At 32.7% G+C, this 25,778-nt stretch carries 29 protein-coding genes and 1 pseudogene; 24 read left to right on the top strand and 6 right to left on the bottom strand.

The genetic code is table 11. The features are described from left to right. Positions 1-115: 115 nt before the first annotated feature. From RTP99_RS22715 to RTP99_RS22690, 6 genes and pseudogenes are all read left to right on the top strand, one after another. Positions 116-1,699, top strand: a complete 1,584-nt coding sequence (locus RTP99_RS22715; RefSeq protein ID WP_001002158.1) for a M3 family metallopeptidase — start codon at positions 116-118, stop codon at positions 1,697-1,699. Between the two features lie 12 nt (positions 1,700-1,711). Beyond that, complete coding sequence (locus RTP99_RS22710) at positions 1,712-2,464, top strand: WecB/TagA/CpsF family glycosyltransferase (protein ID WP_046647368.1); 753 nt, start codon at positions 1,712-1,714, stop codon at positions 2,462-2,464. Between the two features lie 13 nt (positions 2,465-2,477). Further along, positions 2,478-3,031, top strand: a pseudogene (locus RTP99_RS22705) (phosphotransferase). Between the two features lie 21 nt (positions 3,032-3,052). Then, the gene (locus tag RTP99_RS22700; RefSeq protein WP_001079702.1) at positions 3,053-4,429 is read left to right on the top strand and encodes a 5'-methylthioadenosine/adenosylhomocysteine nucleosidase; all 1,377 of its coding nucleotides are present in this window, start codon (positions 3,053-3,055) and stop codon (positions 4,427-4,429) included. Positions 4,430-4,655: 226 nt separating this feature from the next. After that, the gene (locus tag RTP99_RS22695) at positions 4,656-5,360 is read left to right on the top strand and encodes an alpha/beta hydrolase (RefSeq protein ID WP_000916871.1); all 705 of its coding nucleotides are present in this window, start codon (positions 4,656-4,658) and stop codon (positions 5,358-5,360) included. 229 nt (positions 5,361-5,589) lie between these two features. Then, positions 5,590-6,042, top strand: coding sequence for a GNAT family N-acetyltransferase (locus RTP99_RS22690; protein ID WP_000651674.1), 453 nt, complete (start codon positions 5,590-5,592; stop codon positions 6,040-6,042). Between the two features lie 51 nt (positions 6,043-6,093). On the opposite strand, the gene RTP99_RS22685 is transcribed toward RTP99_RS22690, so the two are convergent. Then, a complete protein-coding gene (locus tag RTP99_RS22685) occupies positions 6,094-6,513 on the bottom strand; it encodes a hypothetical protein (RefSeq protein WP_000591782.1) in 420 nt (139 codons plus the stop codon). 121 nt (positions 6,514-6,634) lie between these two features. Here RTP99_RS22685 and RTP99_RS22680 point away from each other — a divergent pair, with 121 nt between their 5' ends. The 3 genes from RTP99_RS22680 to RTP99_RS22670 all read left to right on the top strand — a co-directional run bounded on the left by RTP99_RS22680 (position 6,635) and on the right by RTP99_RS22670 (position 10,646). After that, positions 6,635-7,282: a response regulator transcription factor gene (locus RTP99_RS22680; RefSeq protein WP_000865980.1), complete on the top strand. Its 648-nt coding sequence runs from the start codon at positions 6,635-6,637 to the stop codon at positions 7,280-7,282. Then, positions 7,275-8,651 (top strand): sensor histidine kinase, encoded by a 1,377-nt coding sequence (locus RTP99_RS22675; protein ID WP_001037286.1) that lies wholly within the window; start codon positions 7,275-7,277, stop codon positions 8,649-8,651. The genes RTP99_RS22680 and RTP99_RS22675 overlap by 8 nt, the downstream gene beginning before the upstream one ends. Before the next feature lie 201 nt (positions 8,652-8,852). Then, positions 8,853-10,646 carry a Xaa-Pro dipeptidyl-peptidase gene (locus RTP99_RS22670; protein ID WP_000516710.1) on the top strand — a complete coding sequence of 598 codons (1,794 nt, stop codon included), beginning with the start codon at positions 8,853-8,855 and terminating at the stop codon, positions 10,644-10,646. A 59-nt stretch (positions 10,647-10,705) separates the two neighbouring features. On the opposite strand, the gene RTP99_RS22665 is transcribed toward RTP99_RS22670, so the two are convergent. Then, entirely contained in the window at positions 10,706-10,987 is a 282-nt protein-coding gene (locus RTP99_RS22665) for a hypothetical protein (RefSeq protein WP_011040419.1), read from the bottom strand. A 189-nt stretch (positions 10,988-11,176) separates the two neighbouring features. Between RTP99_RS22665 and RTP99_RS22660 the strand changes: the two genes are divergently transcribed. The 3 genes from RTP99_RS22660 to RTP99_RS22650 all read left to right on the top strand — a co-directional run bounded on the left by RTP99_RS22660 (position 11,177) and on the right by RTP99_RS22650 (position 12,834). Next, positions 11,177-11,941 (top strand): class I SAM-dependent methyltransferase, encoded by a 765-nt coding sequence (locus RTP99_RS22660; protein WP_000490891.1) that lies wholly within the window; start codon positions 11,177-11,179, stop codon positions 11,939-11,941. A gap of 202 nt (positions 11,942-12,143) precedes the next feature. Beyond that, positions 12,144-12,407, top strand: coding sequence for a hypothetical protein (locus tag RTP99_RS22655; RefSeq protein ID WP_000432426.1), 264 nt, complete (start codon positions 12,144-12,146; stop codon positions 12,405-12,407). A 196-nt stretch (positions 12,408-12,603) separates the two neighbouring features. Further along, positions 12,604-12,834 (top strand): hypothetical protein, encoded by a 231-nt coding sequence (locus RTP99_RS22650; RefSeq protein ID WP_000789031.1) that lies wholly within the window; start codon positions 12,604-12,606, stop codon positions 12,832-12,834. 259 nt (positions 12,835-13,093) lie between these two features. On the opposite strand, the gene RTP99_RS22645 is transcribed toward RTP99_RS22650, so the two are convergent. Then, positions 13,094-13,525 carry a cytidine deaminase gene (locus RTP99_RS22645; RefSeq protein WP_000942286.1) on the bottom strand — a complete coding sequence of 144 codons (432 nt, stop codon included), beginning with the start codon at positions 13,523-13,525 and terminating at the stop codon, positions 13,094-13,096. Positions 13,526-13,709: 184 nt separating this feature from the next. Here RTP99_RS22645 and RTP99_RS22640 point away from each other — a divergent pair, with 184 nt between their 5' ends. The 9 genes from RTP99_RS22640 (at position 13,710) to dltD (ending at position 22,105) form a co-directional block, all read left to right on the top strand. After that, a complete protein-coding gene (locus RTP99_RS22640; RefSeq protein ID WP_000404573.1) occupies positions 13,710-14,201 on the top strand; it encodes an ankyrin repeat domain-containing protein in 492 nt (163 codons plus the stop codon). Next, positions 14,198-14,794 carry a DJ-1/PfpI family protein gene (locus RTP99_RS22635; protein WP_000981414.1) on the top strand — a complete coding sequence of 199 codons (597 nt, stop codon included), beginning with the start codon at positions 14,198-14,200 and terminating at the stop codon, positions 14,792-14,794. Before RTP99_RS22640 ends, RTP99_RS22635 begins: the two co-directional genes overlap by 4 nt. 388 nt (positions 14,795-15,182) lie before the next feature. After that, positions 15,183-15,539, top strand: a complete 357-nt coding sequence (locus RTP99_RS22630; protein ID WP_001228718.1) for an FtsB family cell division protein — start codon at positions 15,183-15,185, stop codon at positions 15,537-15,539. A gap of 259 nt (positions 15,540-15,798) precedes the next feature. Further along, positions 15,799-16,125 carry a DUF3870 domain-containing protein gene (locus RTP99_RS22625; protein ID WP_000271328.1) on the top strand — a complete coding sequence of 109 codons (327 nt, stop codon included), beginning with the start codon at positions 15,799-15,801 and terminating at the stop codon, positions 16,123-16,125. A gap of 143 nt (positions 16,126-16,268) precedes the next feature. Beyond that, positions 16,269-17,330 carry a dipeptide epimerase gene (locus RTP99_RS22620; protein WP_041184676.1) on the top strand — a complete coding sequence of 354 codons (1,062 nt, stop codon included), beginning with the start codon at positions 16,269-16,271 and terminating at the stop codon, positions 17,328-17,330. Positions 17,331-17,369: 39 nt separating this feature from the next. Then, entirely contained in the window at positions 17,370-18,371 is a 1,002-nt protein-coding gene (locus RTP99_RS22615) for a C40 family peptidase (protein ID WP_000755410.1), read from the top strand. A gap of 21 nt (positions 18,372-18,392) precedes the next feature. Continuing rightward, positions 18,393-20,015 (top strand): peptide ABC transporter substrate-binding protein, encoded by a 1,623-nt coding sequence (locus RTP99_RS22610; protein ID WP_046647349.1) that lies wholly within the window; start codon positions 18,393-18,395, stop codon positions 20,013-20,015. A gap of 116 nt (positions 20,016-20,131) precedes the next feature. After that, a complete protein-coding gene (locus RTP99_RS22605) occupies positions 20,132-20,659 on the top strand; it encodes a GNAT family N-acetyltransferase (protein WP_000461352.1) in 528 nt (175 codons plus the stop codon). A 264-nt stretch (positions 20,660-20,923) separates the two neighbouring features. Continuing rightward, positions 20,924-22,105 carry a D-alanyl-lipoteichoic acid biosynthesis protein DltD gene (gene dltD, locus RTP99_RS22600; RefSeq protein ID WP_000782324.1) on the top strand — a complete coding sequence of 394 codons (1,182 nt, stop codon included), beginning with the start codon at positions 20,924-20,926 and terminating at the stop codon, positions 22,103-22,105. A gap of 38 nt (positions 22,106-22,143) precedes the next feature. On the opposite strand, the gene RTP99_RS22595 is transcribed toward dltD, so the two are convergent. After that, complete coding sequence (locus RTP99_RS22595; RefSeq protein WP_000558702.1) at positions 22,144-22,368, bottom strand: hypothetical protein; 225 nt, start codon at positions 22,366-22,368, stop codon at positions 22,144-22,146. Positions 22,369-22,508: 140 nt separating this feature from the next. Between RTP99_RS22595 and RTP99_RS22590 the strand changes: the two genes are divergently transcribed. Beyond that, a complete protein-coding gene (locus tag RTP99_RS22590; protein ID WP_000711955.1) occupies positions 22,509-22,997 on the top strand; it encodes a DinB family protein in 489 nt (162 codons plus the stop codon). Between the two features lie 39 nt (positions 22,998-23,036). Here RTP99_RS22590 and uptA read toward each other — a convergent pair whose 3' ends face one another. Both uptA and RTP99_RS22580 read right to left on the bottom strand, forming a co-directional pair. After that, the gene (gene uptA, locus RTP99_RS22585; RefSeq protein WP_000254808.1) at positions 23,037-23,642 is read right to left on the bottom strand and encodes an undecaprenyl phosphate transporter UptA; all 606 of its coding nucleotides are present in this window, start codon (positions 23,640-23,642) and stop codon (positions 23,037-23,039) included. Positions 23,643-23,876: 234 nt separating this feature from the next. After that, entirely contained in the window at positions 23,877-24,641 is a 765-nt protein-coding gene (locus RTP99_RS22580; protein ID WP_000447224.1) for a DUF1836 domain-containing protein, read from the bottom strand. Positions 24,642-24,900: 259 nt separating this feature from the next. Here RTP99_RS22580 and RTP99_RS22575 point away from each other — a divergent pair, with 259 nt between their 5' ends. Together RTP99_RS22575 and RTP99_RS22570 are read left to right on the top strand one after the other, a co-directional pair. Continuing rightward, on the top strand, positions 24,901-25,350 hold the full coding sequence (locus RTP99_RS22575; protein WP_000914477.1) for a hypothetical protein: 450 nt from the start codon (positions 24,901-24,903) through the stop codon (positions 25,348-25,350). Next, complete coding sequence (locus tag RTP99_RS22570; protein WP_000447760.1) at positions 25,338-25,646, top strand: YxcD family protein; 309 nt, start codon at positions 25,338-25,340, stop codon at positions 25,644-25,646. Before RTP99_RS22575 ends, RTP99_RS22570 begins: the two co-directional genes overlap by 13 nt. Positions 25,647-25,778 lie beyond the last annotated feature (132 nt).

Raw genomic sequence — 25,778 nt, 5'->3', positions numbered from 1 at the left:
ACGCAAGCCCCCACTTCAAACGACCCGTAAGGGTGTTAAGTGGCGGGTTGTTGACATATAATTGTGTAGGGAGAATATCTGTAACTATTTGTAAAAATAGGAGGCGGCTATAAAAATGAATGAAATTGCTACGTGGGATTTAGATCGATTGTATTCAAAGGGGGATATTCTAGTACCAATATTGGAGTTGAAAGAACAATATTTTGTAACAAAAGATATAGATATTCTTTCAAAACTTATACAAGCTATTGAAAAAGCAGAATACTATTTGTACTGTCGATTGGCTGAAGAAAGTGTTGCATCGGATAACACTAGATTGACTGTGAAAGTAAAGGAAGTAAAAAGTGAAGTGCAGCAAGTCATACAGCAAAGTGAGATGGAAATTACCGATAATACTAGGCTAATAAAAGATGAACTAAATGCGTGGGAAAATATGTACATACAATTAAGGAATAGGATAGAAATAAAGCACAATAATAAGCAATTATCATTTGGACAAGGAAATCATGTTGCAATGAATAGTGATAATGAAAAGGAAAGGCTAGAAGTATTCGAGTCATTAACATGTGCTTTACATAAGGAGAAAGAAATTTTTGCTACTGTATTAAATCAAATAGGAAGATTGCGTAATACAAAGAGTAATGAATTAGAAGACATAGATATTTTAACTCAATCTTTACATGCAAATGGCATTTCAGAAACTGTATTATTGCAAATGTGGAATGCGACAGAAGAAAATCTAGATAAATTAGTTAGTGCTTTAAATGTGTATAAGAAAGACAGAGCTTCGATTACATGGCATGAACTTATGACAGTAAAGGAGAATAATGAGGTTATTATTCCTTTTTCAGTAGCAGTACAAAACATATACGATGCTTTAAAAAATATAGATGAAGAATTAGCAGAATTTGCACGTCATGCGATAGAAAGTGGTTGGGTAGATGCAGAGCCGAGAGAAAGTAAACCACCAGGTGGATTTTGTGCACCTTTTTTCAGTGAGAAAGAATCACGAATCTCTATGCGTTACGACGGAAGTATCGATAGTGTAAGAGTACTTGCCCACGAACTAGGACATGCTTGGCATTTTTATAATATGAGTTTTGAACAATCCTCTTCTTTTTTAGATGATTATTTGCCAATGAGTACAGCTGAATCAGCATCTATTTTCTTTGAAACGGTGCTTATAAATTATTTAATTCAAACAACAGATAGTATAGATATGAAAAAGTCATTGCTTAGCTGGAAAATAAGAAACTGTTTGAATTATGTAATGGCAATTCGAGCATCGTTCGAATTTGAGAAGAACTTTTATGAGAAATGTAAAGAAAGTCCTTTAAGTGCTGATGAAATTGAGAAATTATCTATAGCAGCGCAAGAAAAAGCATACGGGAATGCATTATTAGAATATCAGCCGTTTGTTTGGGTGAAATATATTCAATTTTATATAGCAGATGTTCCTTTTTATAATTATCCATACACATTTGGCTATTTAGTTAGTTTTAGTTTATTAGAAATAGCTCAAGAAAGTAAAAGTACTTTTCACTTGAAATATAAAGAGTTTTTACGAGAAACAGGAAAAGCTCCAGTGGAAGAACTGATGAAAAAACATTTTGAAACAGATATAACGAGCTATGTATTTTGGGATAAAGCTTTTAGACAAATTTCTAAAGATATTGATGAATATTTGAGGCTTATGTAGGGAGAGAGTATAGTGGATCACCAACTTATAAAGGGAATACCTTTTTCAACTTTAGAATATGCAAAAGCTATAAGTTTATTAAAAGGTTGGCTGTATGAACAACAAGAGAAACCAAGATTTGTAGTAACTGCAAATCCTGAAATTGTTATGTCTGCAAAGGAAAATACGGCTAAATCTAAACAGTTTAAAAAGATGTTACTATTTGCGGATTTAATAACAGCGGATGGAATTGGTGTCATAATTGGCTCGAAAATATTAAAAGGAACGCTGAAAGAACGCGTCACTGGGGCAGATATCACTCACGATTTAATAAAATATTGTAACGATAATCGATACCGTGTCTTTCTTTTTGGAGCTGCACCAGAAAGTAATAAAAAGGCATTAGTAAAATTAAATGAGCAGTTCCCAGGAGCACAGTTTAAAGGACAGCATGGATTTGTAAATGGTGAGGAAATAGAAGAAGTAAAAATGAAAATAAAGAAATTCAAGCCGCACTTATTGCTAGTAGGACTAGGTTCACCAAAACAAGAAGAATTCATCTATGAAAACATACAAACATTAAACGTTCCACTATCTATTGGTATTGGTGGTATGATCGATATATTATCTGGTACTGTAAAAAGAGCACCAAAAATTATGAGGGATACTGGAACTGAATGGCTATATAGGTTACTTTCACAGCCGAAAAGATTTAAGAGACAACTTGTACTTCCAAAATTTTTAATTTCAGTTATGGTAGAGAGGATGAAAGGAACAGCAAGTTAAGAAAGGAAAAAAGATGATAGAGTCGTTATCTAATGAAAAAGCTAATATGATATTACAAGAGCTGCAAGTAGAGTGCGAATCTTTATTTGAATTTCAAATACAAAAAGTAATTCCAATTCATCGTGGTTGGTTAAACTTGAAGTGGAAACTCGAAACGGATGTAGGGAACTTTGTATGAAAGCAATATAATAAAGAACGATACGCGATCTATGGGTAGATAATTTCTTATTCCATAACGATAAAGTCTCAGCAATTCTAGATTTTGATCGTATAGATTATGATTATGTAGAATTGGATATTGGGCGTGCGGTTATATCTTGTACCTTACATGATGGGGGTTTAAATAAGAGTCTTGTTGCATCATTCTTAGCGGGGTACCGCAATGAATTAGACATTCCAGTAGGGAATATTGTTCGGGCAATTCAAATGCTTTGGTACATGGAGAGTACTTGGTGGATTCATGCCAATATGGATCAGCATAGTGTACCACCTTCACGTTTTGCGAATGAAATGAATTGGATAGCTGAAAATTACGGTGCATTACATAATATATTGGCAGATTTATAAGAAAAAAAGGGGACAACATACATGAACAGAATCGGCATTATCGGAGCAATGCAAATTGAAATAGACTTACTTTTAGAAAAACTAGCTATACAAGAGAAACAGACAATTGCGGGGATGCCTTTTTACGTTGGAGAATTCATGGGAATGGAAGTGATTGTTACAAGATGTGGTGTAGGGAAAGTAAATGCAGCCGCATGTACGCAAACGTTAATTCATAAATTTGATGTAGATGCTATCATTAATACGGGTGTTGCTGGCGGGCTACATCCAGATGTAAAAGTTGGAGATGTAGTCATTTCAACTAACGTAACCCATCATGATGTAAGTAAGACTCAAATGAAAAACTTATTCCCGTTCCAAGAGGAATTTCACGCAAGTAAGAAATTAATGGAGTTAGCACGTACTGCATGCAATAGTAGTAGTTTACATATTGGGGTTCATGAAGGAAGAATCGTAAGCGGTGAATGTTTTGTTGAAGATTCAAAACTAAAAGCGAAATTAATAGATGAATATGCAGCGCATTGTACAGAGATGGAAGGTGCAGCAATTGGACATGTTGCTTACATAAATGAAGTACCGTTTCTCGTAATACGATGCATTTCTGACAGTGCAGACGATGAAGCACAAATTTCTTATGATGACTTCGCGAAAACGGCCGCAAACTATTGTTCAGAAATTATCGTTGAGATGTTGAAAAATATATCGAGTAAAACGTATAGTTCAAAAGGAGGGAATGAAATGTTACAAGCATTCATTTTTGATATGGACGGAACGTTATTTCAAACAGATAAAATTTTAGAATTATCGTTAGATGATACATTTGATCACTTAAGATCCCTTCAATTATGGGATACGGTAACACCTATTGAAAAATACCGTGAAATTATGGGTGTGCCTTTACCGAAAGTTTGGGAAACTTTATTACCGAATCATTCTATTGAAGTAAGAGAACAAACTGATGCATATTTTTTAGAAAGATTAATTGAAAACATTAAGAGTGGAAAAGGTGCTTTATATCCGAATGTAAAAGAGATTTTTACATATATAAAAGAAAATAATTGTTCAATTTATATTGCAAGTAATGGTTTAACTGAATACTTACGAGCAATCGTATCTTATTATGCTTTAGACCAATGGGTTACTGAAACATTTAGTATTGAACAAATAAACTCGCTTAATAAAAGCGACTTAGTAAAAAGTATTTTGAACAAATATGATATAAAAGAAGCAGCTATAGTTGGGGACCGATTATCTGATATAAACGCAGCCAAAGATAATGGCTTATTTGCGATTGGATGTAATTTTGATTTTGCACAAGAAGATGAACTTGTTCAGGCAGATATAGTAATAGATGATTTAATGGAGTTGAAGGGGATATTACCTGCTGTACAGAGATAATAAAGTTATTTAATAATCCTCTTTCTACTAACGGAATAGATTAGCTCAATAGGGAACCCCAAAAAATACTTGTGGCTTCTGAATGTTAAATACAAAGTAGACTCTGCAATAAAGAGGTAGAGAGATAGTATAATTCATTTGTGATAAATTAGTAATAGTTTGAATTGGATTATAAAGTGTGTGCGTTTTTTACCAAGTCCTATATGTCTCATTCTATGGAGGGAATATGCTTAAAAATAATTTTAAAATTAGTAACATTCCTGTAGTTTTATGGGGAGATAAGAGTGAGAAGATTTTTATTGCAGTACATGGAAATATATCAAATAAGGAAGATACAGTTATTCAAATATTAGCTGAAGAAGCTAATCAAAAAGGCTATCAAGTATTAAGCTTTGATTTACCTGAGCATGGAGAAAGAACAAATGATAATACCCCTTGCAAAGTACAGGTTTGTGCTAGTGAATTATCTATAATTATGAATTACGCAAAAGAACATTGGAAAGAAGTAAGTGTGTTTGCATGTAGTATAGGTGCGTATTTTAGCCTTTTAGCTTATCAAAATGATGTGATAGAAAAGGCGTTATTTTTATCACCAGTAGTTAATATGGAACGAATTATCGAAAATATGATGAAATGGTTTAATGTAACACCAGAGCTTTTGCAAAAAGAAATGACTATAGAGACACCGATTGGTCAAAAGTTATATTGGGATTATTTATGTTATGTAAAAGAACATCCTATTAATACATGGAATACAGATACATATATTATGTACGGGGCCAAGGATGAACTGTGCGAATTTAAAATTATTAATGATTTTACAAAAAAACATCGTTGTGAATTAGAAGTCATGGAGACGGGTGAACATTACTTTCATACTGCAGAACAGTTAAAGATATTTCAACAGTGGTTACACAAACATATCAATTAACGAAGTATAATTTATCTTGGGTCTGTTTGAGAATAAACTAATATAATATTTCATCATATTTGAGTACAAATAGTTTTAAACGTATAGCAATTAAACAATTATATTATCGATTTACATCTGAAGTGCAAAATACGCATGACACAAATTGAATGAAGTAACAACCATAAAAATGCTCAGAATAAATAGTTCTTGAGCATTTTATGTATTTTCATATTAAGGAGGAATTTATTTGAAAGATATACATATTCAACAAATTGAAGATTTAATGTTATACGAACACAATTACCTTGTTCAAGAAAGCAAAGAAGAAGGATTTAATTTCCTAATAAAACTAATAAGTGAATATGAAAATAAAATAAACACATTTAATAAAACTGGTGAATGTTTATATGGTATTTTTCAAGGGGAAAAGTTAATTGGAATAGGAGGGTTGAATGAGGATCCTTATACAGAAAATAATAAGATTGGCCGATTAAGGAGATTTTATATTTTAAAGAATTATCGTCGTATAGGGCTAGGGAAGTTGTTATTAAACCAACTATTATCTTATGCGGAAAAGAATTTTAAAGTAGTTGTTTTACATACAGATACAAAGCAAGGCGATGCATTTTATACTGCAAATGGATTTGTGAAAGGGGAATTATTTAAAGGATCTAGTCATTATAAAGTATTATATGAGTAAAAAAGAGACCTCAGCTTCGAAACATAAGCTTATGAAGTCTCTTTTTTCTAGTCAATTATGTTCAACGTTCATTTCTTTCAATAATCCCTTCGGATCACCTTTCACATAATAAAAATGCGGGTTGTTTTCATCATCGTAAAGCATAATATAAGGTTTTTCGTTAAGTGGTAGAAGAATAAGTACTTCATCAATTGTAGTTTGTAGCCATTGATTTGTAATAGAAACTGGTTTAGATAAAGGGATTTTTATCATGTGACCATCTTTTGGAACGACATTTAAGTTTTTGAACGGGCCAGTAATAGATTTAGCATATTGAACAGCTTCTTTTTGAATAGCTGAATCTAAAGATTGTTTTTGAACGACCATTTCTTTTTTGCAATCAAATACTTCAATTTGTTGATTACTATTTGCGAACACGTTTGTCGATAATAAGAAACAAAGAAGAGTAATGACCCCGATTTTTTTAATCATAATATAACACCTCGTCTTTACTATACCCTTAAAAAGTTCAAATATTTTTCTGTCACATTTATGTAACAAAGAAGTTGTATAATACATTTGGTTTTTGTTTAAAAGTAATGGAGGATCATTCATGAAAGTATTAATTGCAGATGATGAACAAGATATGTTAAGGATTTTAAAAGCTTATTTTGAAAAAGAAGGCTTCGAAGTGTTATTAGCGAAAGATGGAGAGGAAGCACTTCAAATATTTTATGATGAGAAAATTGATTTAGCTATTTTAGATTGGATGATGCCGAAACATAGTGGTATTACTGTCTGTCAAGAAATAAAAAAGAATTCAAGCGTAAAGGTATTAATGCTTACGGCAAAAAGTGAAAGTGAAGATGAATTAGCAGCGCTTCAAAGTGGGGCAGATGAATACGTAAAAAAACCATTTCATCCAGGCGTACTCATTACGCGAGCGAAAAAGCTAATACAGCATGATGATGTCATTCAAGTTCAAGATTTGAAAATTGATTTTACGAAAAATAAAGTTTATAAAAATGACAAAGAGTTAGATATTACAAAAACAGAGCTAGAATTAATAAAGTGTTTTTTAAATCATAAAGGCATGATTTTAACTCGTAAAAAATTGTTAGATATCGTATGGGGATTTGACTACTTTGGAGAAGAGCGAACTGTTGATACACATGTAAGAAGATTACGTAAAAAAGTTGGAGAAAATATTATAAAGACGCATCGTGGGCTAGGATATAGTTTGGAGGAACAGAGTGAATAAACTTGGAAAAAAACTATTTCTCAGCATTTCTTTAACTGTTATTCTTATTTTTACGATTTCTTTATTATTAATTAACTATCTTTTACCGAAATATAATATTTACAAAACACGAGAAAGTTTAAAAGGTATTACAGCACAAATACAGTCCATACCGAGCGAACAAATAGATGAAGCAATTTCTAGCATTGAAAATAAAGGAACTGTTACGATTGCGTATACATCAATTAACAATTCGGAAGATCATATTAATGATGAGTTACGCTTGCAACTTACAAGGAAAAGAGTTGCCCTTAATAAACTTTGGATTACAAAAGGTGAAATAATAAAAGTAAAGAACTTCGGACAATTGAATAAAATATATGATCAAGAGAAAACCAAATCTAGTTTTTTTGTGAAATATATTGCGAAAAACGATATGTTGATTTTAGTAGGGGTTTCTATCGCACATTCGAATGAAATAATAAAAACGTTAAACACATTTTATGTATTCATTTTAGGTATGACGATTTTACTTATTATTGTACTTGTATGGATATTGTCAAAAGCAATTACGACACCACTGAAAGAATTAAGTGATGTCGCAGAAGATATTTCACGTTTAAAGTTTAAAAAGATAAAAGTGAAAACGAATGATGAAATAGGAGACTTAGCCACTAGTATTAATATCATGAGTGAAAAACTACATGAAGCGCATGAAGATTTAACAGACCGAAATGAACATTTAAAACGATTTATGGGTGATGTGACGCATGAATTAAAAACACCAATAGCACTAGTAAAAGCATATTCTATGGGAATAAAAGATGGTCTAGATGATGGTACGTACATAGATACAATCATTAAACAAACAGATCAAATATCAAATTTAATTGAAGAATTATTACGATTTTCTAAATTGGAAAGAGATGTTTTGCAAAAAGAAGAATTCTCTATTAAATCACTGCTCCAGAGTATTATAGATAAGCATAAGATTGAACTGGATTCGAAAGAAATTGATTTGCATGTGAATTATAATGTTGGCGATGCAATTATTTATGCAGATGTAAATAAAATGAGTATGGTATTACAAAATTTAATTTCCAATGCGATAAAATATACAACAAATCAAAATATAAAAATTACTTTAGAAGATCGAAATGAAAGTGTATATTTTCAAATTCAAAATGGTATGAATGCTGAACAAATGAAAGATATCGATAAAATTTGGGAGCCTTTTTACGTCTTAGAATCTTCTCGTAGTAAAGACCATTCAGGTACAGGACTAGGTTTAGCAATCGTGAAAAGTATTTTAGAAAGGCATGGTTTTGACTATGGTGTATCTACTATAGAGGGAGAAATACGGTTTTATATAACTATGAAGAATGAATAATTTAATACGATTAGAAGCATCGTCTATTAATAGGCGATGCTTCTAATTGATTATATGTGAGTAGTAAACGAGAATAAATAACTTCAAAAAATCGTTGGAAGAGTGTTCTGCAAATTTCTCAAGTGGTTGTATAAAATATTAACTGAATTTTCAGTAATTTTGTTGTATAGTAAAAGGAGAAATATATGGGGAGGAAAGAGTATGGGGAAAAAGAAAATAGCTACACTATCAGCAATATTATCTTTATCAATTGCATCAGGTGTTTCTAGTATGACTGCGTATGCGGACAATAAAGACACAAACTACATAAATAAGAATGACGTTAAATTAAATGGAAAAATCTCAGAAGCGTTACGTTCAAACACGAAGATTGAATTAGAGAATGGGATGACAAAACCGATTTACTCGCTTGATGAAGCGATTGTTGAAAATTTATTTGTAGAAACGGAAGTAGATAGTGATCGAGATGGAAAAAAAGATCGAGTATCAGTAAAAGTTATGCGTCCAAAAACTGATCCAAATGTGAAAGTTCCTGTTATATATGAAATGAGTCCATATCGAGCGGGTTTAAAAGACGTTCCTGTATATAATGTAGATGAAGAATTGTATGCGTATGAAGGCAAACCGTATGGAGCTGTTAATCTTGGTTCATACGGAAATTATTATGTACCAAGAGGCTATGCAGTCATTTTAGGTGAAAGTATTGGAACTGGAAAATCAGATGGATGTCCGACTACTGGGGACGAACAAGAAATATTGGGGACGAAATCTGTCATTGATTGGGTAAATGGACGTGCGAAAGCATATACAGAAAATGGTGAGGAAGTTAAAGCCGATTGGTCAACAGGAAATGTAGGTATGACTGGAGTCTCTTATAATGGTACGTTACCGAATGCTGTTGCAACGACAGGCGTTGAAGGGTTAAAAACAATTATACCAATTGCAGCGATTAGTAGTTGGTATGATTATTATCGTGCAAACGGTGCAGTCATTGCGCCAGGTGGATACCAAGGAGAAGATACAGATAATATGGCAGAAGCAGTACTAACAAGAGAAAATCCTGAAGTTTGTGGACAAGTAATAAAAGAGTTAACAGCAGGACAGGACCGGAAAACTGGTAATTATAATAATTTTTGGGATAAACGTAATTATGTAAAAGATGCTAAAAACGTAAAAGCGAGTGTATTTGTTGTTCATGGTTTAAATGATTGGAATGTAAAGACGAAGCAGTTTGCACAGTGGTGGGAAGCGCTTGGAGAGAATGGTGTCCCTCGTAAAATGTGGTTACATCAAGGTGGACACGGTGGGACATCAACGAATGACTGGCAAAAAACACAAAATAAATGGTTTGATTACTGGCTATATGGAATTGAAAATGGCATTATGAATGAACCAATGGTTGATGTACAACGTGAAAATAAAACATGGGAAAAATTAAAAAATTGGCCAGATCCAGCAGCTGTACCGTCAAAAATTCGGATGTATTTAAGTAAAAAAGCAGTTAATTTACCATTGAGCATGGGGGCTGTTAATAAGGTGTTTTCATTCGAAGATGATGCAAAAATGAAATCAAACGAATTAGTAGCAAACCCAGAATTAGAAGTAGCCAATCGATTAGTGTATACAATGCCTGTACTGCAAAAAGATACGCGTATAAGTGGTACGCCAAAGATTTCAATTACAGGAAATATTGATCGATCTGTATCAAATTTAACAGCATTACTTGTTGACTATGGAGGAACGAAGCCGGAAATCGTAACACGAGGCTGGATGGATCCACAAAACTTAAAGAGTATAGAAACTTCAATAGCGATTCAACCGGGCAAAGATTATACATTTACATGGGACATGCAGCCAGATGATTATGTCTTTAAAGCTGGGCATCAAATTGGAGTTGTTTTAATTGCAAGTGATTATGATTATACAATTAGACCAAAAGCGGGCACGAAGCTTACAGTGAAATTAAGTGAAGTGACATTGCCAATTGTGAAATAAATAGTTATGGATAAAGAGCTTACTACAAAGTAAGCTCTTTACATTTTGAAAGGGGGAGTTTAATGTGAATGTTTATTGGTAGATACAAAAAGGCTTACAATAAATAAAAAAATTGCATTTATGATCAATAGGCCACTAAATGTAAGCCCAGCAAAACCTCCAGCGAATCCATCTCCTACTTTTTCACCAATTACATGCAAAGTGGCAAAGAAAACGATGGGGGAAGAAAGAATGAAAATGCCACTTGTAATTTTCCATATTCGTCTATACTTCTTTGCAATAAAGAAAATTACAGCATTAAAAGCAATAAGAAGTAAAAGAAATATAATGAATGAATTCATCATAGGCTCCTCTTGGTAAAATTCTGAATTTTCATTCACAAGGAAATGTTATATAATATGATTATATTGTATGGAAAGCGAGTGATATATTATGACAGTCAGCTCTTTCGAATTTTCATTAAAAGTAAAGGTACAGGAAGATTAATTGAATTAAAATCTTCCGTACGTAAAAAACGGAGGAGAAAATAAATGTTTAGTTTTTATAGTACACTTTGCACGGAACTTTATGATTTCACAAAGCCTGTCGGTTATTCTTTAAATGGTGATATTGAGTATTACGAAGAACGTTTAAAAACTTGCACTGGAAGAATTCTCGAAGCAGCGGTAGGATCAGGGCGCGTCATCATTCCACTTTTAGAGGCTGGATTTAAAGTAGATGGGATAGATTATTCACCTGAAATGCTAGAATCGTGCCGCGTGCGATGTAAAGAGAGAAACTTACATCCTAATTTATATGAAGGAAGCTTACAACAATTTTCACTGCCACATAAATACGAGGCAATTATCATTCCTACTGGATCTTTTTGTTTAATTGAAAATCGTGTGGATTCTATAAACGTATTGAAATGTTTTTATGAACATCTTAATCCAGGCGGGCGATTAATCGTAGATATTATGCTTCCCCATGACTGGAAGACTGGAGAAATTCATACATCGACTTTTTCTTTGCCGAGCGGAGACGGAATTACATTAGAAAATAAATCAATTGAAATAGATTGGCTGAACCAAGTTACTCTATCATATTTAAAATATGAAAAATGGAGTAAAGGACAGTTAGTACAAACAGAACTACAACGCTTTGCGATGCGCTGGTATGGAATAGAAGAGTTTAAACTTCTGTTAGAAAGTATAGGTTTCTCTAACATTACTTGTTCTGCTGATTATGTTTATGAAAAAGAACCGTCAAATGCTAATCAAATGTTTACTTTTGAAGCCGTGCGAAAAGAAAAATAAAGAACTACTTAAGAAAACAAGGCGATCGACATAATATCGATTGCCTTGTTTTAATCGTATATTACTTACATGCTATTTCGTTTTCATCGTCCAAGCATCTTTCTATTAACTACATATGATATTTATATTAGAGACAGTCACTATTTTAAATAGAACTGTTATTTTTCTATAAATGTTATTTTGGAGAAGTAGGGGGATAAATTTGGAGAACGTAGAACAAGATAGAATTGAGAATCAAGTGTATTCAAATCGTGTAGTAAGATCAGAATTTGATGCGAATTGGGAAACGTGTATATCAAAAAGTGGTTATGTAATTTATGTAGCAACAAGTAACAATGCTGAAGTAACAGTACTTCTTGCAGATGGTTCAAGTAAATTATTAATTTTTGAAAAAGGCGGTAAAGTAGTAGTAGGTGGCGGTGGAACAAGTCATTACAGTAAGCCGCATATCGCAAGAAATATTTAAGGAGTTAATTGAGAAGAAACCTATAAGTAATATAGAAAAAGCATTTCCTATTTCGGGAAATGCTTTTTCTATGTTATAGTATAATAGTGTTTCAAAACAATGTTATTTTAATATATTTCAGATTTTGTTGTGTATTATTTTTATATTAAATTAGTTGTGTAAGTATTTTTTTGTATAAGGAGTAATAATTAGAGAAATGAAAAATATCGACTTTATACTAGAAAGTGATGAGGCATTAAAACCGTCTGAACGATTAGTACTATTATTATTAGAGAAGCATAGAATGTTATATACGAACGATCTATTAGCATTATCTAATTTATCATATAAAACATTAACGGATTCATTAACAGCACTAGTTTTAAAATCATATGTACTAAAGGAAACAGGCAAGGGAAGAAGACAGAATTGTTATAGATTGGTATGATAAGATTCCTCATTTTAGAGATCTTATATTAATGTTTTTTGAATGTAAGGGTAAATTCTATTTTGGTTTTCAAATGAAAAATACAGGGCGAGGCTCGATTGCGTATTTGAATTTCATTTTTATTAATGTAATTCTATCAGTATTGAAAATAGAAAAATAAAATAAACTGCAAAAAACAGAAATAAAAAAACAATCCGTTTTTAAAATGGATTGTTTTTTATTGGAATAATATTATTTAATGAATGGAAAACAGGAATGATTATTCTACTTCACTTGTATACTTTTCAGGTAATAATTCCATTACGTTACATTTTACAAGTTCACCATTATAAGAGAGTATAACATTCGTATTTTTTCCGTAATCACTTATTAATTCTCGACACATACCACATGGAGCAACAACCCAACATTTTTCTATATCTTCATGAGGGTGTGGGTGTGCAACTGCTACAATGGTATCAAATTCATGTTCACCTTCGGAAATAGATTTTCCTATTGCCATGGCTTCACCACATACTGTTATTCTTCCAACATTTGCTTCAACATGCACTGCTGCATAAATATTACCCGTTTTAGTTCGTACAGCTGAACCGATATGATGACGACCATATTTATAGTTTTTTTCGATTACTTTTTCAGCAGCTGTAATTAAATTATAGTCTTCACTATTTAAAGGCATTACTTGTAACATAATTTCTCCTCCTTATAAAACATGATTATTGATATTTTAACTAAATATTTTAATATTTAAAATAAAAGATAGAAATACAATAGATAATATTGTTATGTAAACTGTTATTTTAAGAGGAAAATATAATAATCAATAGAACATATAGAAGAGTGTAATTAAATATTTTGAATGATGGGAGATTATTATGGAGATTTTACAATCAATAACACAAGCTGTTATAAGTGGTAATAAGGAAAAAGTGGTGGAGTTTATAAAGACGAATCCAAGTGCAGTTAATGAATTTAGTGAAGATGGGTGGACGCTACTTCATTTAGCGGCTTATTTTGGACAAAAAAAGCTAGCGAGTTTTCTTTTAGAAAGTGGTGCAGATATACATATTAGAGCAAAGAACGAAAACGAAAATACACCTTTACAAGCGGCAATAGCGAATAAGCAAATTGAGCTTGTTGCTTTCTTAATTGAAAAAGGATCAGATGTAAATGTTATACAAAGTGGTGGTTGGACGGGTCTCCACGAAGCAGCATTATTAGGGAATGAAGAAATTATCGTATTGCTTCTTAAAAATGGAGCTAATAAGATGATTGAAAAAAATGATGGAAAAACAGCCTATGATATTGCATTAGAAAAAGGACATGAGCACCTTTTACATTATTTGCATCAGGAAGTGAACATATGATGAATAAATGGAGTATAGGTGTATTTTTATTTGATGATGTAGAAGTGTTAGACTTTGCAGGGCCATTTGAAGTTTTTTCTGTAACCGAAGCAGATGAAGAAAAACCATTTACTGTTTATACAGTTAGTCAAAATGGAGAAATGATTACAGCAAGAAACGGATTAAAGGTACAGCCGGATTATAGTATTGAAGATTTACCACCAGTTGATATTTTACTTATTCCAGGTGGTAAAGGCGTTCGGGAAAATGAAGTGCAAAATGATATTATAATCAATTGGATTCGTCAGCAAATGAAAGAAGTAAAACTAATGACTTCAGTTTGTACTGGAGCGTTATTACTTGCGAAAGCCGGTTTACTGGATGGCTTAAAAGCCACAACGCACTGGGCTAGTATTCAAACGTTCAAAAAAGATTTTCCGAATGTAGAAGTAATGGAGAATGTGAAATTTGTAGATGAAGGGCACATCATTACATCGGCAGGTATTTCAGCTGGTATTAATATGTCATTTCATATTGTGAAAAATTTGTTAGGTGTGGAGGTTGCTGAGGATACGGCAAAAAGTATGGAATATGATATTGATTTACAAAATTAAAAAAGCCCAAATTGGGCTTTTTTCTTATTTTAAGTGTATATAGGTATGATCTATGCTCTAAACTTAAGCTCTTAAATAGTCATTCTGGTTTTATCAAATATACGACAATGCATTTCTTTTCTCCTTGTAATCATGTTAAAACAAGGAGAAATTTGTATGTAAAAAAACTCTTCTACAATAGTAGAAAAAGAATAACAGAAACTACTATTTTATGCCAGTATACATAAAAAAGTGCAATATAAATATGGAAATGTCGTCGAATGCTATCTTTAATTGGTTAATTAGTGAGATATTTTTGTGAAGGAGCTTATTTTATAAGAATAGAATTAAAGTTAATAAGAAATCATGCCGATGGTAGTGAAAATATATGTGTTAGGGGGATTTCATAATGAGGAAACTCAAGCGAATAAATGTTCCTAATATACAAGAACAACTATCACAGTCTAATGAGAATCGAGCAATTAATAAGAAAAAACTAAGGCGATTTATATTCATGTTTATATTTATTGCGGCGGCTACTTTGTACGTTCAATTTATTTTAACGAAACAACAAGAAATAATTGTAGAAAAAAAAGATACAATAACGAACCAAAAAAAACAATTGCTTTCTTTAAAGAAAGATAAGGCTTCTTTAAAGACTAACATAGAAAATTTAACAGACGATGAAGAAGAAATTTTAAAGTTTGCGAGAAAAGAATATCAATTTTCTAAATCAAATGAAACTATATTTGTGTTGCCGAAGTAGTGTAATAGAACAGTTAGCAATAGCTAGCTGTTTTTTCATGTATGAATGTCATGGTACAAGAAACAATTACATATTGTAAAAATGAAGAGCTCGAGCTGTTTTTGTACTTATGGAATATATACGAAAATAAATGTTGTTAAAATTCTGTCAATTGTATTATAATACAAGGTAAGCGGATACATTTTTTAATCCATGTTGAGTTTATCACTCATACGACTATTAAGAAAACCGTTATCCCGTATTAGAAAGGAAGAGAGCTGTGTACGCTTCAAATACAATTTATGTCGTAGGGGATGCGAAAGCACCTCAAAATAATCCCATTACCGAAAAGTTTAAAAGCTATTTTGTAGCGTTTGTACTTGTTAAGGAGACTGGGGAAATTGTAGATGCAGATTGCTCAGCGACAATTGCATTAACATCTCAATTCGTTAAATATTTATTTCTACATAAAAATATTAATGACCCCGAATTAGTAATGGAAATAAAAGATCGTTATTTCGGTTCGTCTCAAAAAGCACTACTTGTAGCATTAAAAGATGCACAGAAAAAATATAATCAAATCGCTGCTTTGTCTACACATTCCTAGACAAAATCCAGCCGTAAGAATCTTCTTATGGCTGGATTTTTTTATTTCCCATTAACCTTCCACATGAAAAGTAGGCAAAAGAGGAGATGTATTGATCCAAAATCATTGAGAATTAAGGTTCTATTTTGCAAGAAAACGAAAGGATGAACAAAATGAAAATTACTGATGTAAAAGTAAATCGTAGACGTGTAAATCTGCATACACCGTTTAAAACGGCGCTTCGTACTGTAACCGAAATAGAAAGTATAGACGTATATATTCATACAGATGAAGGAATTGTTGGCAAGGGTGCTGCAGCTGCAACACCAGTTATTACGGGGGATTTCGCTAGTGGGATTGAAGAAGCAATTTTAGGGCCGATGCGTTCAAGTTTAATTGGTCAAGATATTACTCAGTTTCAGCAGTTACTACAGCACATTCAAATGAGTTGTATTGGAAATCCAAGTGCAAAAGCGGCGGTAGATATGGCTTTATATGATGTGTATTGTCAATATCATAACGTTCCACTTTACGCATTATTAGGTGGAAAAAAAGAAATTCACACAGATATTACTGTAAGTGTAGATGAACCGTTCATTATGGCGAAAGAGGCAAAGCAACATGTAGAAAAAGGATTTCAAACTTTGAAAATTAAAGTGGGGAAATCTGCCCCTTTAGATTTAGAACGTATTGAAGCGATTCGAAATAGCGTACCAAAAAATACGACGTTACGATTAGACGCAAATCAAGGTTGGAATCCAAAAGAGGCAGTTTCTATCATTAAAGAGATGGAAAATCGTCATTTAAATATTGAATTTATTGAACAACCTGTTCATGCGAAAGATTTGGATGGTTTAAAGTACGTCAAAGATCATGTACAAACGCCTATTATGGCAGATGAAAGCATATTTTCAGCGGGTGATGCATTGAAAATCGTTCAAGGAGGATATGCAGACTTGCTCAATATTAAATTAATGAAATGCGGTGGTATACGTGAAGCTTGGCGTATTGCTGATATCGCAGAAACAGCTGGTGTAAAATGTATGGTCGGAAGTATGATGGAATCCTCACTTTCTGTTAGTGCTGTAGCCCATTTAGCAGCTGCCCATCCTAATATTCATTACTTCGATCTTGATGCACCGCTTTGGTTAATGGAAGAACCAGAAGGAATGACTTATTCTGGATCAAAGGTAAACCTTCAATCGACAGTGAATAGTAAATCTTAGGAGAAGAGACTAGTAAACTATCTTTTAAGGGGGATATGTATGAAAAAAGTAGGAACTGCATTTTTAACAACTTTATTTATATTTTCATCGTTTACATCAGCACATGCTGAAGAGAAGAAAGATAGTAAGGCGTTTATCGATGTGTCTGCCGCAACACTTTGGACTGCACCTGATTCATTACGGCCAATTGATGTACCAAGCGCTACAAATCCAGTTGATTTGTGGAAGTGGACGAAATCGATGACGCTTGATGAAAAACTTTGGTTAACAAACGCAAATAAATTAGAAACGCAAGCGCTATTAGGTCAAGAAGTAACGGTTGTTGATAAAAAAGGGGACTGGGTGAAAGTGTTAGTCCATGGTCAGCCAACACCACGAAATGAGGAAGGTTACCCAGGGTGGATGCCTGAAAAACAGTTAACTTATAATCAAGAATTTGCAGATAAAACAAATGAACCTTTCGTATTAGTAACGAAACCGACAGCAATTTTATATATAAATCCTTCTGAAAAACATAAATCGCTTGAAGTGAGCTATAATACGCGACTGCCGCTACTAAGTGAAGATACAATTTCATATCGCGTGTTGTTACCAAATGGACAGAAAGCTTGGCTACGAAAAAATGATGGAACGTTTTATCGTTCTCAAAATGATATTCCAACTCCGGCAGCCGATGATTTAATAAACACAGGGAAAATGTTTTTAGGATTACCGTATATATGGGCTGGTACAAGTGGCTTCGGATTTGATTGCTCTGGATTTACACATACAATTTATAAATCGCACGGTATTACCATTCCGCGAGATTCTGGACCGCAATCGAGAAATGGAGTTGCAGTGGATAAAGAACATTTACAAAAAGGAGATTTAATTTTCTTCGCACATGATCAAGGGAAAGGTAGTGTTCATCACGTTGCTATGTATATTGGTGACGGAAATATGATTCACTCACCAAGAGCTGAAAGATCGGTAGAGATTATACCACTAAATACACCAGGATATATAGAAGAATACGCTGGTGCGCGTCGTTACTTACCTTAAAAAATAGAGGGGGGTTTTCAAATGAAAAAAGTTGTTCGTTACTCATTAGTTAGTACTCTGTTAGTTTCTTCAATTTTAGTTGGCTGCGCAAAAGAAAAAACAAAGACAAAGCCGAAAGATGAGAAGAAAGTATTACAGTTACTAGAAACGGGTGAAATTCCGTCATTACACTCAGGGAAAGTAACAGATGCAGTATCATTTAACGTTTTAAATAACGTAATGGAAGGATTATTCCGCTTATCGAAAAATGATGAAGTGATTGAAGCTGGAGCACAAAAATATGAAGTGAGCAAAGATGGAAAAACATATACATTCCACTTACGTGATGCGAAATGGTCTAACGGAGATCCAGTAACAGCGCAAGATTACGTATATGCTTGGAAGCAGCTTATTAATCCGGATACTGCTTCTCAATATGCATACATTGCGTACGATGTGAAAAATGCGGAGAAAATAAATAAAAAACAACTAGGGTTAGAGGAATTAGGAGTAAAAGCGAAGGATGATAAAACGTTCGTTGTAGAGTTGGAACATCCTGTACCGTATTTTACGAAATTACTTATTTTACCATCATTCTATCCGATTAACGAAAAATATGCGAAAGAACAAGGTAATAAATACGGATTAGAAGCAAATAAAACGGTATATAATGGGCCTTTTACACTATCTGATTGGAAGCATGAAGCGAGCTTTACAATGAAGAAAAACGATAAGTATTGGGATAAAAAAGAAGTGAAGTTAGATGAAGTAAACTATCAAATTGTTAAAGAAATTTCAACTGCGGTAAATTTATATGAAACAGATAAAGTTGATAGAGCTGTCATTTCTACAGAATTCGTAGATAAATATAAAAATAATAAAGAGCTAAAACAATATACAGATCCAGTTATGTACTTCTTCCGATTTAATGAAAATGTGCCGATTCTTAAAAATAAAAATGCACGTCTTGCACTAAGTACAGTGTTTGATAAGAAAGGACTTGCGACTTCGTTTTTAAATGATGGTTCGGTTGCTGCAAACTATTACGTGCCAAAAAGATTTTTAAAAGGTCCAGATAACAAAGATTTTAGAAGTACAGCAGGTGAGTTTAATAAAACGGATGTAAAACAGGCGAAAGAATATTGGGAAAAGGCGAAGCAAGAGACTGGTATAAATGAAGTAACGCTTGAGTTATTAAACTATGATTTAGAAAACTTTAAGAAAGTAGGAGAATACATTAAAGAACAGCTAGAGAAAAACTTACCAGGCTTAAAGGTAAATGTAAAATTACAACCACATACGCAAAAGCTAGCGCTAGAGAAGAAGAAAGAATATGAAATGTCATTATCACGTTGGCTACCAGATTATCCAGATCCAATGACATATTTAGAAGTATTCCTTTCTGGAAGCAGTGTGAACAATACTGAATATGCAAATCCAGAATATGATGCGTTAATTAAGAAGATTAAAACAGAATTAGGTAATGATGAAAAAACTCGTTGGAAAGCATTGCAAGATGCTGAAAAGATGTTGCTGGATGATGCGGTAATTGCTCCAGTATTCCAGCGTGGATTATCTTACTTACAAAAGCCATATGTGAAAGATTTATACGTACATCAATTTGGACCAGCAACAAGTTTAAAGTGGGCAGATGTACAAAAATAAAGGATGAGAAAACAGACTCCACGTTTGTGGTAGTCTGTTTTTTAGTTAAAGTCGGGTAAATAGTACATGGTATAATTTACTAGTCTGTATAAAATTTTGGAGGGGAATGAAGTTTTATGTTTGAAGAAAAGAAAGTAATGCATACAAAAAGGTTATTCATGAGAAAGCCCATTATAGAAGATGTTGATCAATTTTATAGCATAGTAAAAGAAGAGGCTGTTGGCAAATGGCTTGCTAAATCAAAGGGAATGTCAAAGGAAGAAGTAAAGGACTATATTATGCAACTAATATCACATTGGGAACAGTATGGTTTCGGGGTATGGTTGTTAGTTAATAGAAATACAGGAGAGCTTTTAGGACATTGTGGTTTAAGAAAAATAGATGAAACAGGTGAAATAGAAATTATGTATTTACTTGATCCGGAATATTGGGGAAATGGATATGCGTCAGAAGCAGCAAAGGCTTCCATTCAATATGCAAAAGAGATGATGAATGTAAAAAGAATAATTGCTAGAGTAAAAGTAGCAAATGAGAACTCGAAAAAACTTTTACGAAATCTAGGGTTTATATATACTCATGAAGTTGATTATAGCGGGCGCCTATTATCATATTTTGAACTCAATACATCATCCGAAGAATTCTAGACATTTCATATGTTTTTTCATTGTTAAAAAATAAAATTATTACTAAAATTTCAGTGTGAAATGTATGTAGAATCTTGTATAATTAACGTGTTTCTATGGAAACATTTTCTTGCGCTATATAGGTCTTAATAGAACAAGAAAAGAAATACATACATGTATATAATAGATAAATAGAATGGAACATGTATAGAGAAAAAGGAGAGAAATGATGACGTGTCAAAGGCAAGGGTTACAATTTAATTGCGATAGGAAGAGGAACAAAAAATGAAAATGAAGCATGCTTTTGGTCCCATAATTTTAGCGTGTGTGCTGTTTTTTATTATCATACTCATCCCATCGAAAAGTTTAGTATCACTGATTAGTGATAAGAAGGTAGAAGATGCGGCAACTTCTTTACAAAAAGAAAAATTACAAAGTGTATTCTTGCAACAGAAAATGTTAGAGAATTCGCAGTATTTACCGATGTACGGTTCATCTGAATTTTTACGAATGGATGCATATCATCCATCTAATTACTTTAAAGTGAATCCTGCAGGTTTTACACCATATTTAATCGGAATTGGCGGTACACAAAGTTTAGCTCATATATTAAATATGACGTCTACTATGGATGAGTTAGAAGGTAAAAAAGTAGTCTTTGTTTTATCGCCACAATGGTTTACAAAGACTGGGGTTTCCCAAGGGGATTTTACGAACAATTTCTCCAAACAACAAGCATATCATTTTATTTTTAATGATAAAATAAATGTAGAAATGAAGAAGCAAATTGCGAAACGACTTTTAGATTATAAAGTTGTTCAAGAAGATGATATATTAAAAAATTCCTTAGAAGGTATTGTATATAATGATACGAAACATAACGTAAAAGCGGGCTTAGTTAAACCACTTGCTTATATGCATCGAAATATTTTAGATCATAGAGATTTATTTAACTCCATATTTAAGATTGAGCCGATGAAAGAAAAAACAAATGTGGGACTACGTTCAATTTCTTGGGTAGATGCACGTAAACATGCGGAAGAAGAAGGGAAAGCGGAATCTACTACAAACACATTCGGAATTGAAAATCCATATTACTATAAACATAATTTGAAGAAAAAGTTAAAAGGTCTAAAAAACTTTAGAGCAAATGAATCGTATGAAGAATCACCAGAATATGATGACTTACAAATTGTTTTAAATATTTTTAAAGAGAAAAATGTCAAGCCGCTCTTTATTTCTGTACCTGTAAACGGACCATGGTATGATTACGCTGGTTTCCCTAAAGAGCGCCGTGAAGTGTATTATAAAAAAGTTAGGGAACAAGTTGAGAAAGCAGGATACCCAGTAGTGGATTTCTCTGGCCATGAATATGATAAGTATTTCTTAAAAGATACAATTCATTTAGGTTGGAAAGGCTGGATTTACTTTGATGAAGCAGTGCAAAACTTTTATACTGAAAAATAAGTGTGGAGAAAAAGGAACGGCTATAAGCTGTTCCTTTTTTAGAATAAATGATTTTGATGGGGGCAATTCGGAAAGGCGTGTATATCTTGAATTTGTCTAAAATCATAATGTTTCATTGCGAACTGCGCTTGATAAAGGTATTCATATACATACAATTGACCATCATGTGCTGAACATAATACACCAGAGGTTCCTTGCCCATTAATAAAGGAAATACCGATAGGGCGTCCGATTAAGTATTGTATTTTTTGTTGCCAATGCATAGGGGAATCACTCCTTTTTGAAATAATATACGAAATGAATGAGTGAATTGTAGCTTATCCACATAAGTATGAAGGCTTTTTATACAATTTCTAGAAGATATTAATATGAATGAATTATAAGTGCGAGAAAGGATTGAATAATGAAGAAAGAGAATATTTTGGAAGAAAAATTAAATTTAATAGAATGGTGTCAAACATTGAAGGGATTAAGTGATGATATGTGGCTTCGATCATTTAAAAATGGTTCGTGGGGAATTGCAGATGTGATTTCACATTTTATCGTTTGGGATACGTTTTTAATAAAGCATAGAATTCCATACTTTATAAGTGGACAATCTGTACCAAATGTTCCAATAGATGTTGAGGAAATGAATAAGGGAGCAATAAAATATGCGAGATCTGGTATTTCAAAAGAAGAAATATTAGATCAATTTAGTGTTACTCGTAAAAAATTAGTAGATCAAATTGAGCGAATTCCAACCCAATATTTTTATAATGACCATCAATTTGGTACTAAAAAAGTGAGGCTAAACCATTATTTTTCCTCACTCATTCAGCATGACTTAAAGCATAAAGAAGAAATAAAGCAATTTCTAATATATAATCAAGCCTATAATAAAAACCGCTAACATTTGTAATAAAATGTATAGCGGTTTTTATTTATATTTTTACGCAAGATTTTTACGCTTTTTTGTCCATTTTTTTATAACGAAGTATAAAAGAATAAGTATGACGCCACCAATTGCGAATGATTTCACATATGGTCCAGCAACATCGTTAATATTTTCCCAATTTTCACCTAGTTTTTCACCTAAATAAATGAAAATGATAGACCAAGGGATGATTGCAAGTGCTGTTAACGTAGTGAAACGTAGGAATGACATTTTTGTAATACCAGCAGGAATTGAAATCGCATGACGCACTACTGGAATGAAGCGTGCTGTAAAAATGACGCCAGTTCCGTAACGATTAAACCAATCTTCTGCAGCATCTATATGTTTTTTATGAATGAAAATATATTTTCCGTATCGTTCTAATATAGGTCGTCCACCGTATCGTCCAAGCCAATAAATAAAAATTTGAGCAATAACGCCGCCAATTGTACCAAATACAATTGCGCCTAAAAATGAGATACTACCATTGAATACTAAGTATCCCGCATAAGCAAGGACAATCTCACTTGGGATAATCTCAATCATAAGTCCAAGCATAATGCCCCAATAACCTAATCCTTCAAAAAACGTTAATACTGAATGAATAAAACTACTTACCATTGTTGCACCTTCTAGTTTATGTATTTTTGAATAGGTGAACCTTATACTTAATAACATAAAAGATTCACTATGTGTAGATTATACCTTATTTGTATAGGGGATTGCTATTTCAATTCTTTTATGCCTCTTATAAGTATTATAATAAAGTATGTAAGTTCCGTTTTCATGAAGAGATAATGAAAAGATTATTAAAAATTTCTCATAAAAAAATAGAAGCATTTCTGCTCCTATTTTTTAAGGCTTCACATCTAAGTTCTGTAAAAATAAAGTTGCTGTTACGTAACGTTTCGCTAACATTTGTACATAAGCGGTATGTACAGAAAGTGTGGCAATAATAATGGCGTTACGAATTGCTTCACGTTGTTCGTTATTAACCTGATCGAACTTGCTTGCAATTTTATCAGCTCTTTCTTTTACGATGTTTTCAATTGTATGGATTGTATCTGTTGCATTTAATTGTAAGCAATTCCCTTGATTGAGTTCTTCAAATAGAGAAGAGTATGCTCCATATAAATGAACAGGATTGATTAAGTCATCACTTCGATCGGCTGGGTCATTTACGATAAGGCGTAATAGCTTACGAATAGATTCAAAATCAAGTGCTGTTTTTAAATCTTCAACAATGAATAGTAAGGCTGCTTGTTCAATTGAATATTTTTTTCCTTTTTGAGGAGAGCCAATCATTTCTTTTATATCTCGTTTCACCCAGTTTTGCATGGCAGTTACAGAGAAACTTGTGTTTTCGATCTGATTGCCAAGCGCGACTATTTCATTTAAAGAGAAACCGACGTCTGTATCGTCAATTTTTATCAGTTTTTCAAAAATAGGTGAAAGTGCGGTAGTAATAAAAGCAGTTACGCTTTGTCCGCTTTCAATATCTTTTTTATGTGACTTTGCCCAAGCTTCTTGTAAAATACCGAGAGGCTTTTTCGTATTCCATCCTCTTAACGATAGAAGAAGGGTAGCCATTTCGTTTCGTGTGAGATGAAATGTTTCCATCTTTTCACCTCCATAAATAATAAAAAGTTCTTATGAACCTATAATATGTTTTGTTTCATTTAAAGTCAATTCTGTTTTGCTTAATTTTTCCTTTGTCACCAAACTGTCGGAAGTAAATAACACTTGCATATTTCGACAAAAGTTCATATAATAAGTTCATAAGAACCTTTAAAATGTTTTTAAAAATAAATCTATCATTCTGAATTTACTAGAAAGGTAGATTTCACATATATCTATATAAAAGGAGAATGGATATAATATGTTGAAAAAACTTGTAGCAGTCATGACAGCATTCATGGTTATCTTTGGAGCTAGTAGCTTCATGTTTGTAGATCACGCAGCAGCGAAGAGTTACAAATCTGGTAAAAAGTCATTTACACCAAGTTCAGGTCAAAAGTCAAAAGTTGATTTAAACAAAAAAGACTCAAATGTAAATTCGCAAAAAACGACTCCAGATTCAAAAACAAAAGCAACAAATACAGCACCAAAAAGTAATAAAGGAAGCTTTATGAAAGGTTTATTACTAGGTGGTCTTGGTGGTTTACTAATGGGTAGCTTATTTGCAAATATGGGAGCTCTTGGTTCTGTATTAGCGTTTATGGTAAATATGTTAGTAATGGCTGGTATCGTAATGTTAGCAATTCGTGCATTTAAATACTTTAAAGATCAACGTAAGAAAAAGGAAGATGAAGTAGCATGGAAACGATAAAAATTTCTGAACAAGAACTGATCAATGCCCTTTGCGTATATATCGCTGAAAAAAGACAAGTTGGTCCAGAAGAAGTTTTAGTTGAACTTATGTACGACGATGACTATGGTTTCTCTGCTGAAGTAGAGGTAAATGGTCGCCAGCAAATTTTAATTCAAGCGAACTTAATCGAAGCACTACGCTTATTACTTGACAGAGAATATAACGTCAATTCATTTGCGGCGAGATTACAACTTGAATTAGATGATGAAGAAGGTATTTACGCGTTAGCGAAATTTAATAGTGACGAACAATAAGACTGTTAGGGCTTTATGCTCTAGCAGTTTTTTATTTTAATTTTTATTATTAGTATTTTTCCTATTTTAGGATAAAATTCAATTTTTAATAAACTTATGAATTGGTAAAAATATGTTATTATTATTGAAAAC

Source organism: Bacillus sp. (in: firmicutes), assembly GCF_031983925.1.
In the GTDB taxonomy this organism is placed as follows: domain Bacteria; phylum Bacillota; class Bacilli; order Bacillales; family Bacillaceae_G; genus Bacillus_A; species Bacillus_A pacificus.
The sequence above is the reverse complement of the archived record's forward strand: the minus strand, read 5'-3'. Positions and strand labels throughout refer to the sequence as shown.

What these genes read in the sequence shown, in the direction of transcription:
- RTP99_RS22715 (WP_001002158.1), top strand. Translation starts at nt 116, where the DNA reads ATGAATGAAATTGCTACGTGGGATTTAGATCGATTGTATTCAAAGGGG.
- RTP99_RS22700 (WP_001079702.1), top strand. Translation starts at nt 3,053, where the DNA reads ATGAACAGAATCGGCATTATCGGAGCAATGCAAATTGAAATAGACTTA.
- RTP99_RS22695 (WP_000916871.1), top strand. Translation starts at nt 4,656, where the DNA reads ATGCTTAAAAATAATTTTAAAATTAGTAACATTCCTGTAGTTTTATGG.
- RTP99_RS22685 (WP_000591782.1), bottom strand. Translation starts at nt 6,513, where the DNA reads ATGATTAAAAAAATCGGGGTCATTACTCTTCTTTGTTTCTTATTATCG.
- RTP99_RS22680 (WP_000865980.1), top strand. Translation starts at nt 6,635, where the DNA reads ATGAAAGTATTAATTGCAGATGATGAACAAGATATGTTAAGGATTTTA.
- RTP99_RS22670 (WP_000516710.1), top strand. Translation starts at nt 8,853, where the DNA reads ATGGGGAAAAAGAAAATAGCTACACTATCAGCAATATTATCTTTATCA.
- RTP99_RS22665 (WP_011040419.1), bottom strand. Translation starts at nt 10,987, where the DNA reads ATGAATTCATTCATTATATTTCTTTTACTTCTTATTGCTTTTAATGCT.
- RTP99_RS22660 (WP_000490891.1), top strand. Translation starts at nt 11,177, where the DNA reads ATGTTTAGTTTTTATAGTACACTTTGCACGGAACTTTATGATTTCACA.
- RTP99_RS22650 (WP_000789031.1), top strand. Translation starts at nt 12,604, where the DNA reads ATGAAAAATATCGACTTTATACTAGAAAGTGATGAGGCATTAAAACCG.
- RTP99_RS22645 (WP_000942286.1), bottom strand. Translation starts at nt 13,525, where the DNA reads ATGTTACAAGTAATGCCTTTAAATAGTGAAGACTATAATTTAATTACA.
- RTP99_RS22640 (WP_000404573.1), top strand. Translation starts at nt 13,710, where the DNA reads ATGGAGATTTTACAATCAATAACACAAGCTGTTATAAGTGGTAATAAG.
- RTP99_RS22635 (WP_000981414.1), top strand. Translation starts at nt 14,198, where the DNA reads ATGATGAATAAATGGAGTATAGGTGTATTTTTATTTGATGATGTAGAA.
- RTP99_RS22630 (WP_001228718.1), top strand. Translation starts at nt 15,183, where the DNA reads ATGAGGAAACTCAAGCGAATAAATGTTCCTAATATACAAGAACAACTA.
- RTP99_RS22620 (WP_041184676.1), top strand. Translation starts at nt 16,269, where the DNA reads ATGAACAAAATGAAAATTACTGATGTAAAAGTAAATCGTAGACGTGTA.
- RTP99_RS22615 (WP_000755410.1), top strand. Translation starts at nt 17,370, where the DNA reads ATGAAAAAAGTAGGAACTGCATTTTTAACAACTTTATTTATATTTTCA.
- RTP99_RS22610 (WP_046647349.1), top strand. Translation starts at nt 18,393, where the DNA reads ATGAAAAAAGTTGTTCGTTACTCATTAGTTAGTACTCTGTTAGTTTCT.
- RTP99_RS22605 (WP_000461352.1), top strand. Translation starts at nt 20,132, where the DNA reads ATGTTTGAAGAAAAGAAAGTAATGCATACAAAAAGGTTATTCATGAGA.
- dltD (WP_000782324.1), top strand. Translation starts at nt 20,924, where the DNA reads ATGAAAATGAAGCATGCTTTTGGTCCCATAATTTTAGCGTGTGTGCTG.
- RTP99_RS22595 (WP_000558702.1), bottom strand. Translation starts at nt 22,368, where the DNA reads ATGCATTGGCAACAAAAAATACAATACTTAATCGGACGCCCTATCGGT.
- RTP99_RS22590 (WP_000711955.1), top strand. Translation starts at nt 22,509, where the DNA reads ATGAAGAAAGAGAATATTTTGGAAGAAAAATTAAATTTAATAGAATGG.
- uptA (WP_000254808.1), bottom strand. Translation starts at nt 23,642, where the DNA reads ATGGTAAGTAGTTTTATTCATTCAGTATTAACGTTTTTTGAAGGATTA.
- RTP99_RS22580 (WP_000447224.1), bottom strand. Translation starts at nt 24,641, where the DNA reads ATGGAAACATTTCATCTCACACGAAACGAAATGGCTACCCTTCTTCTA.
- RTP99_RS22575 (WP_000914477.1), top strand. Translation starts at nt 24,901, where the DNA reads ATGTTGAAAAAACTTGTAGCAGTCATGACAGCATTCATGGTTATCTTT.
- RTP99_RS22570 (WP_000447760.1), top strand. Translation starts at nt 25,338, where the DNA reads ATGGAAACGATAAAAATTTCTGAACAAGAACTGATCAATGCCCTTTGC.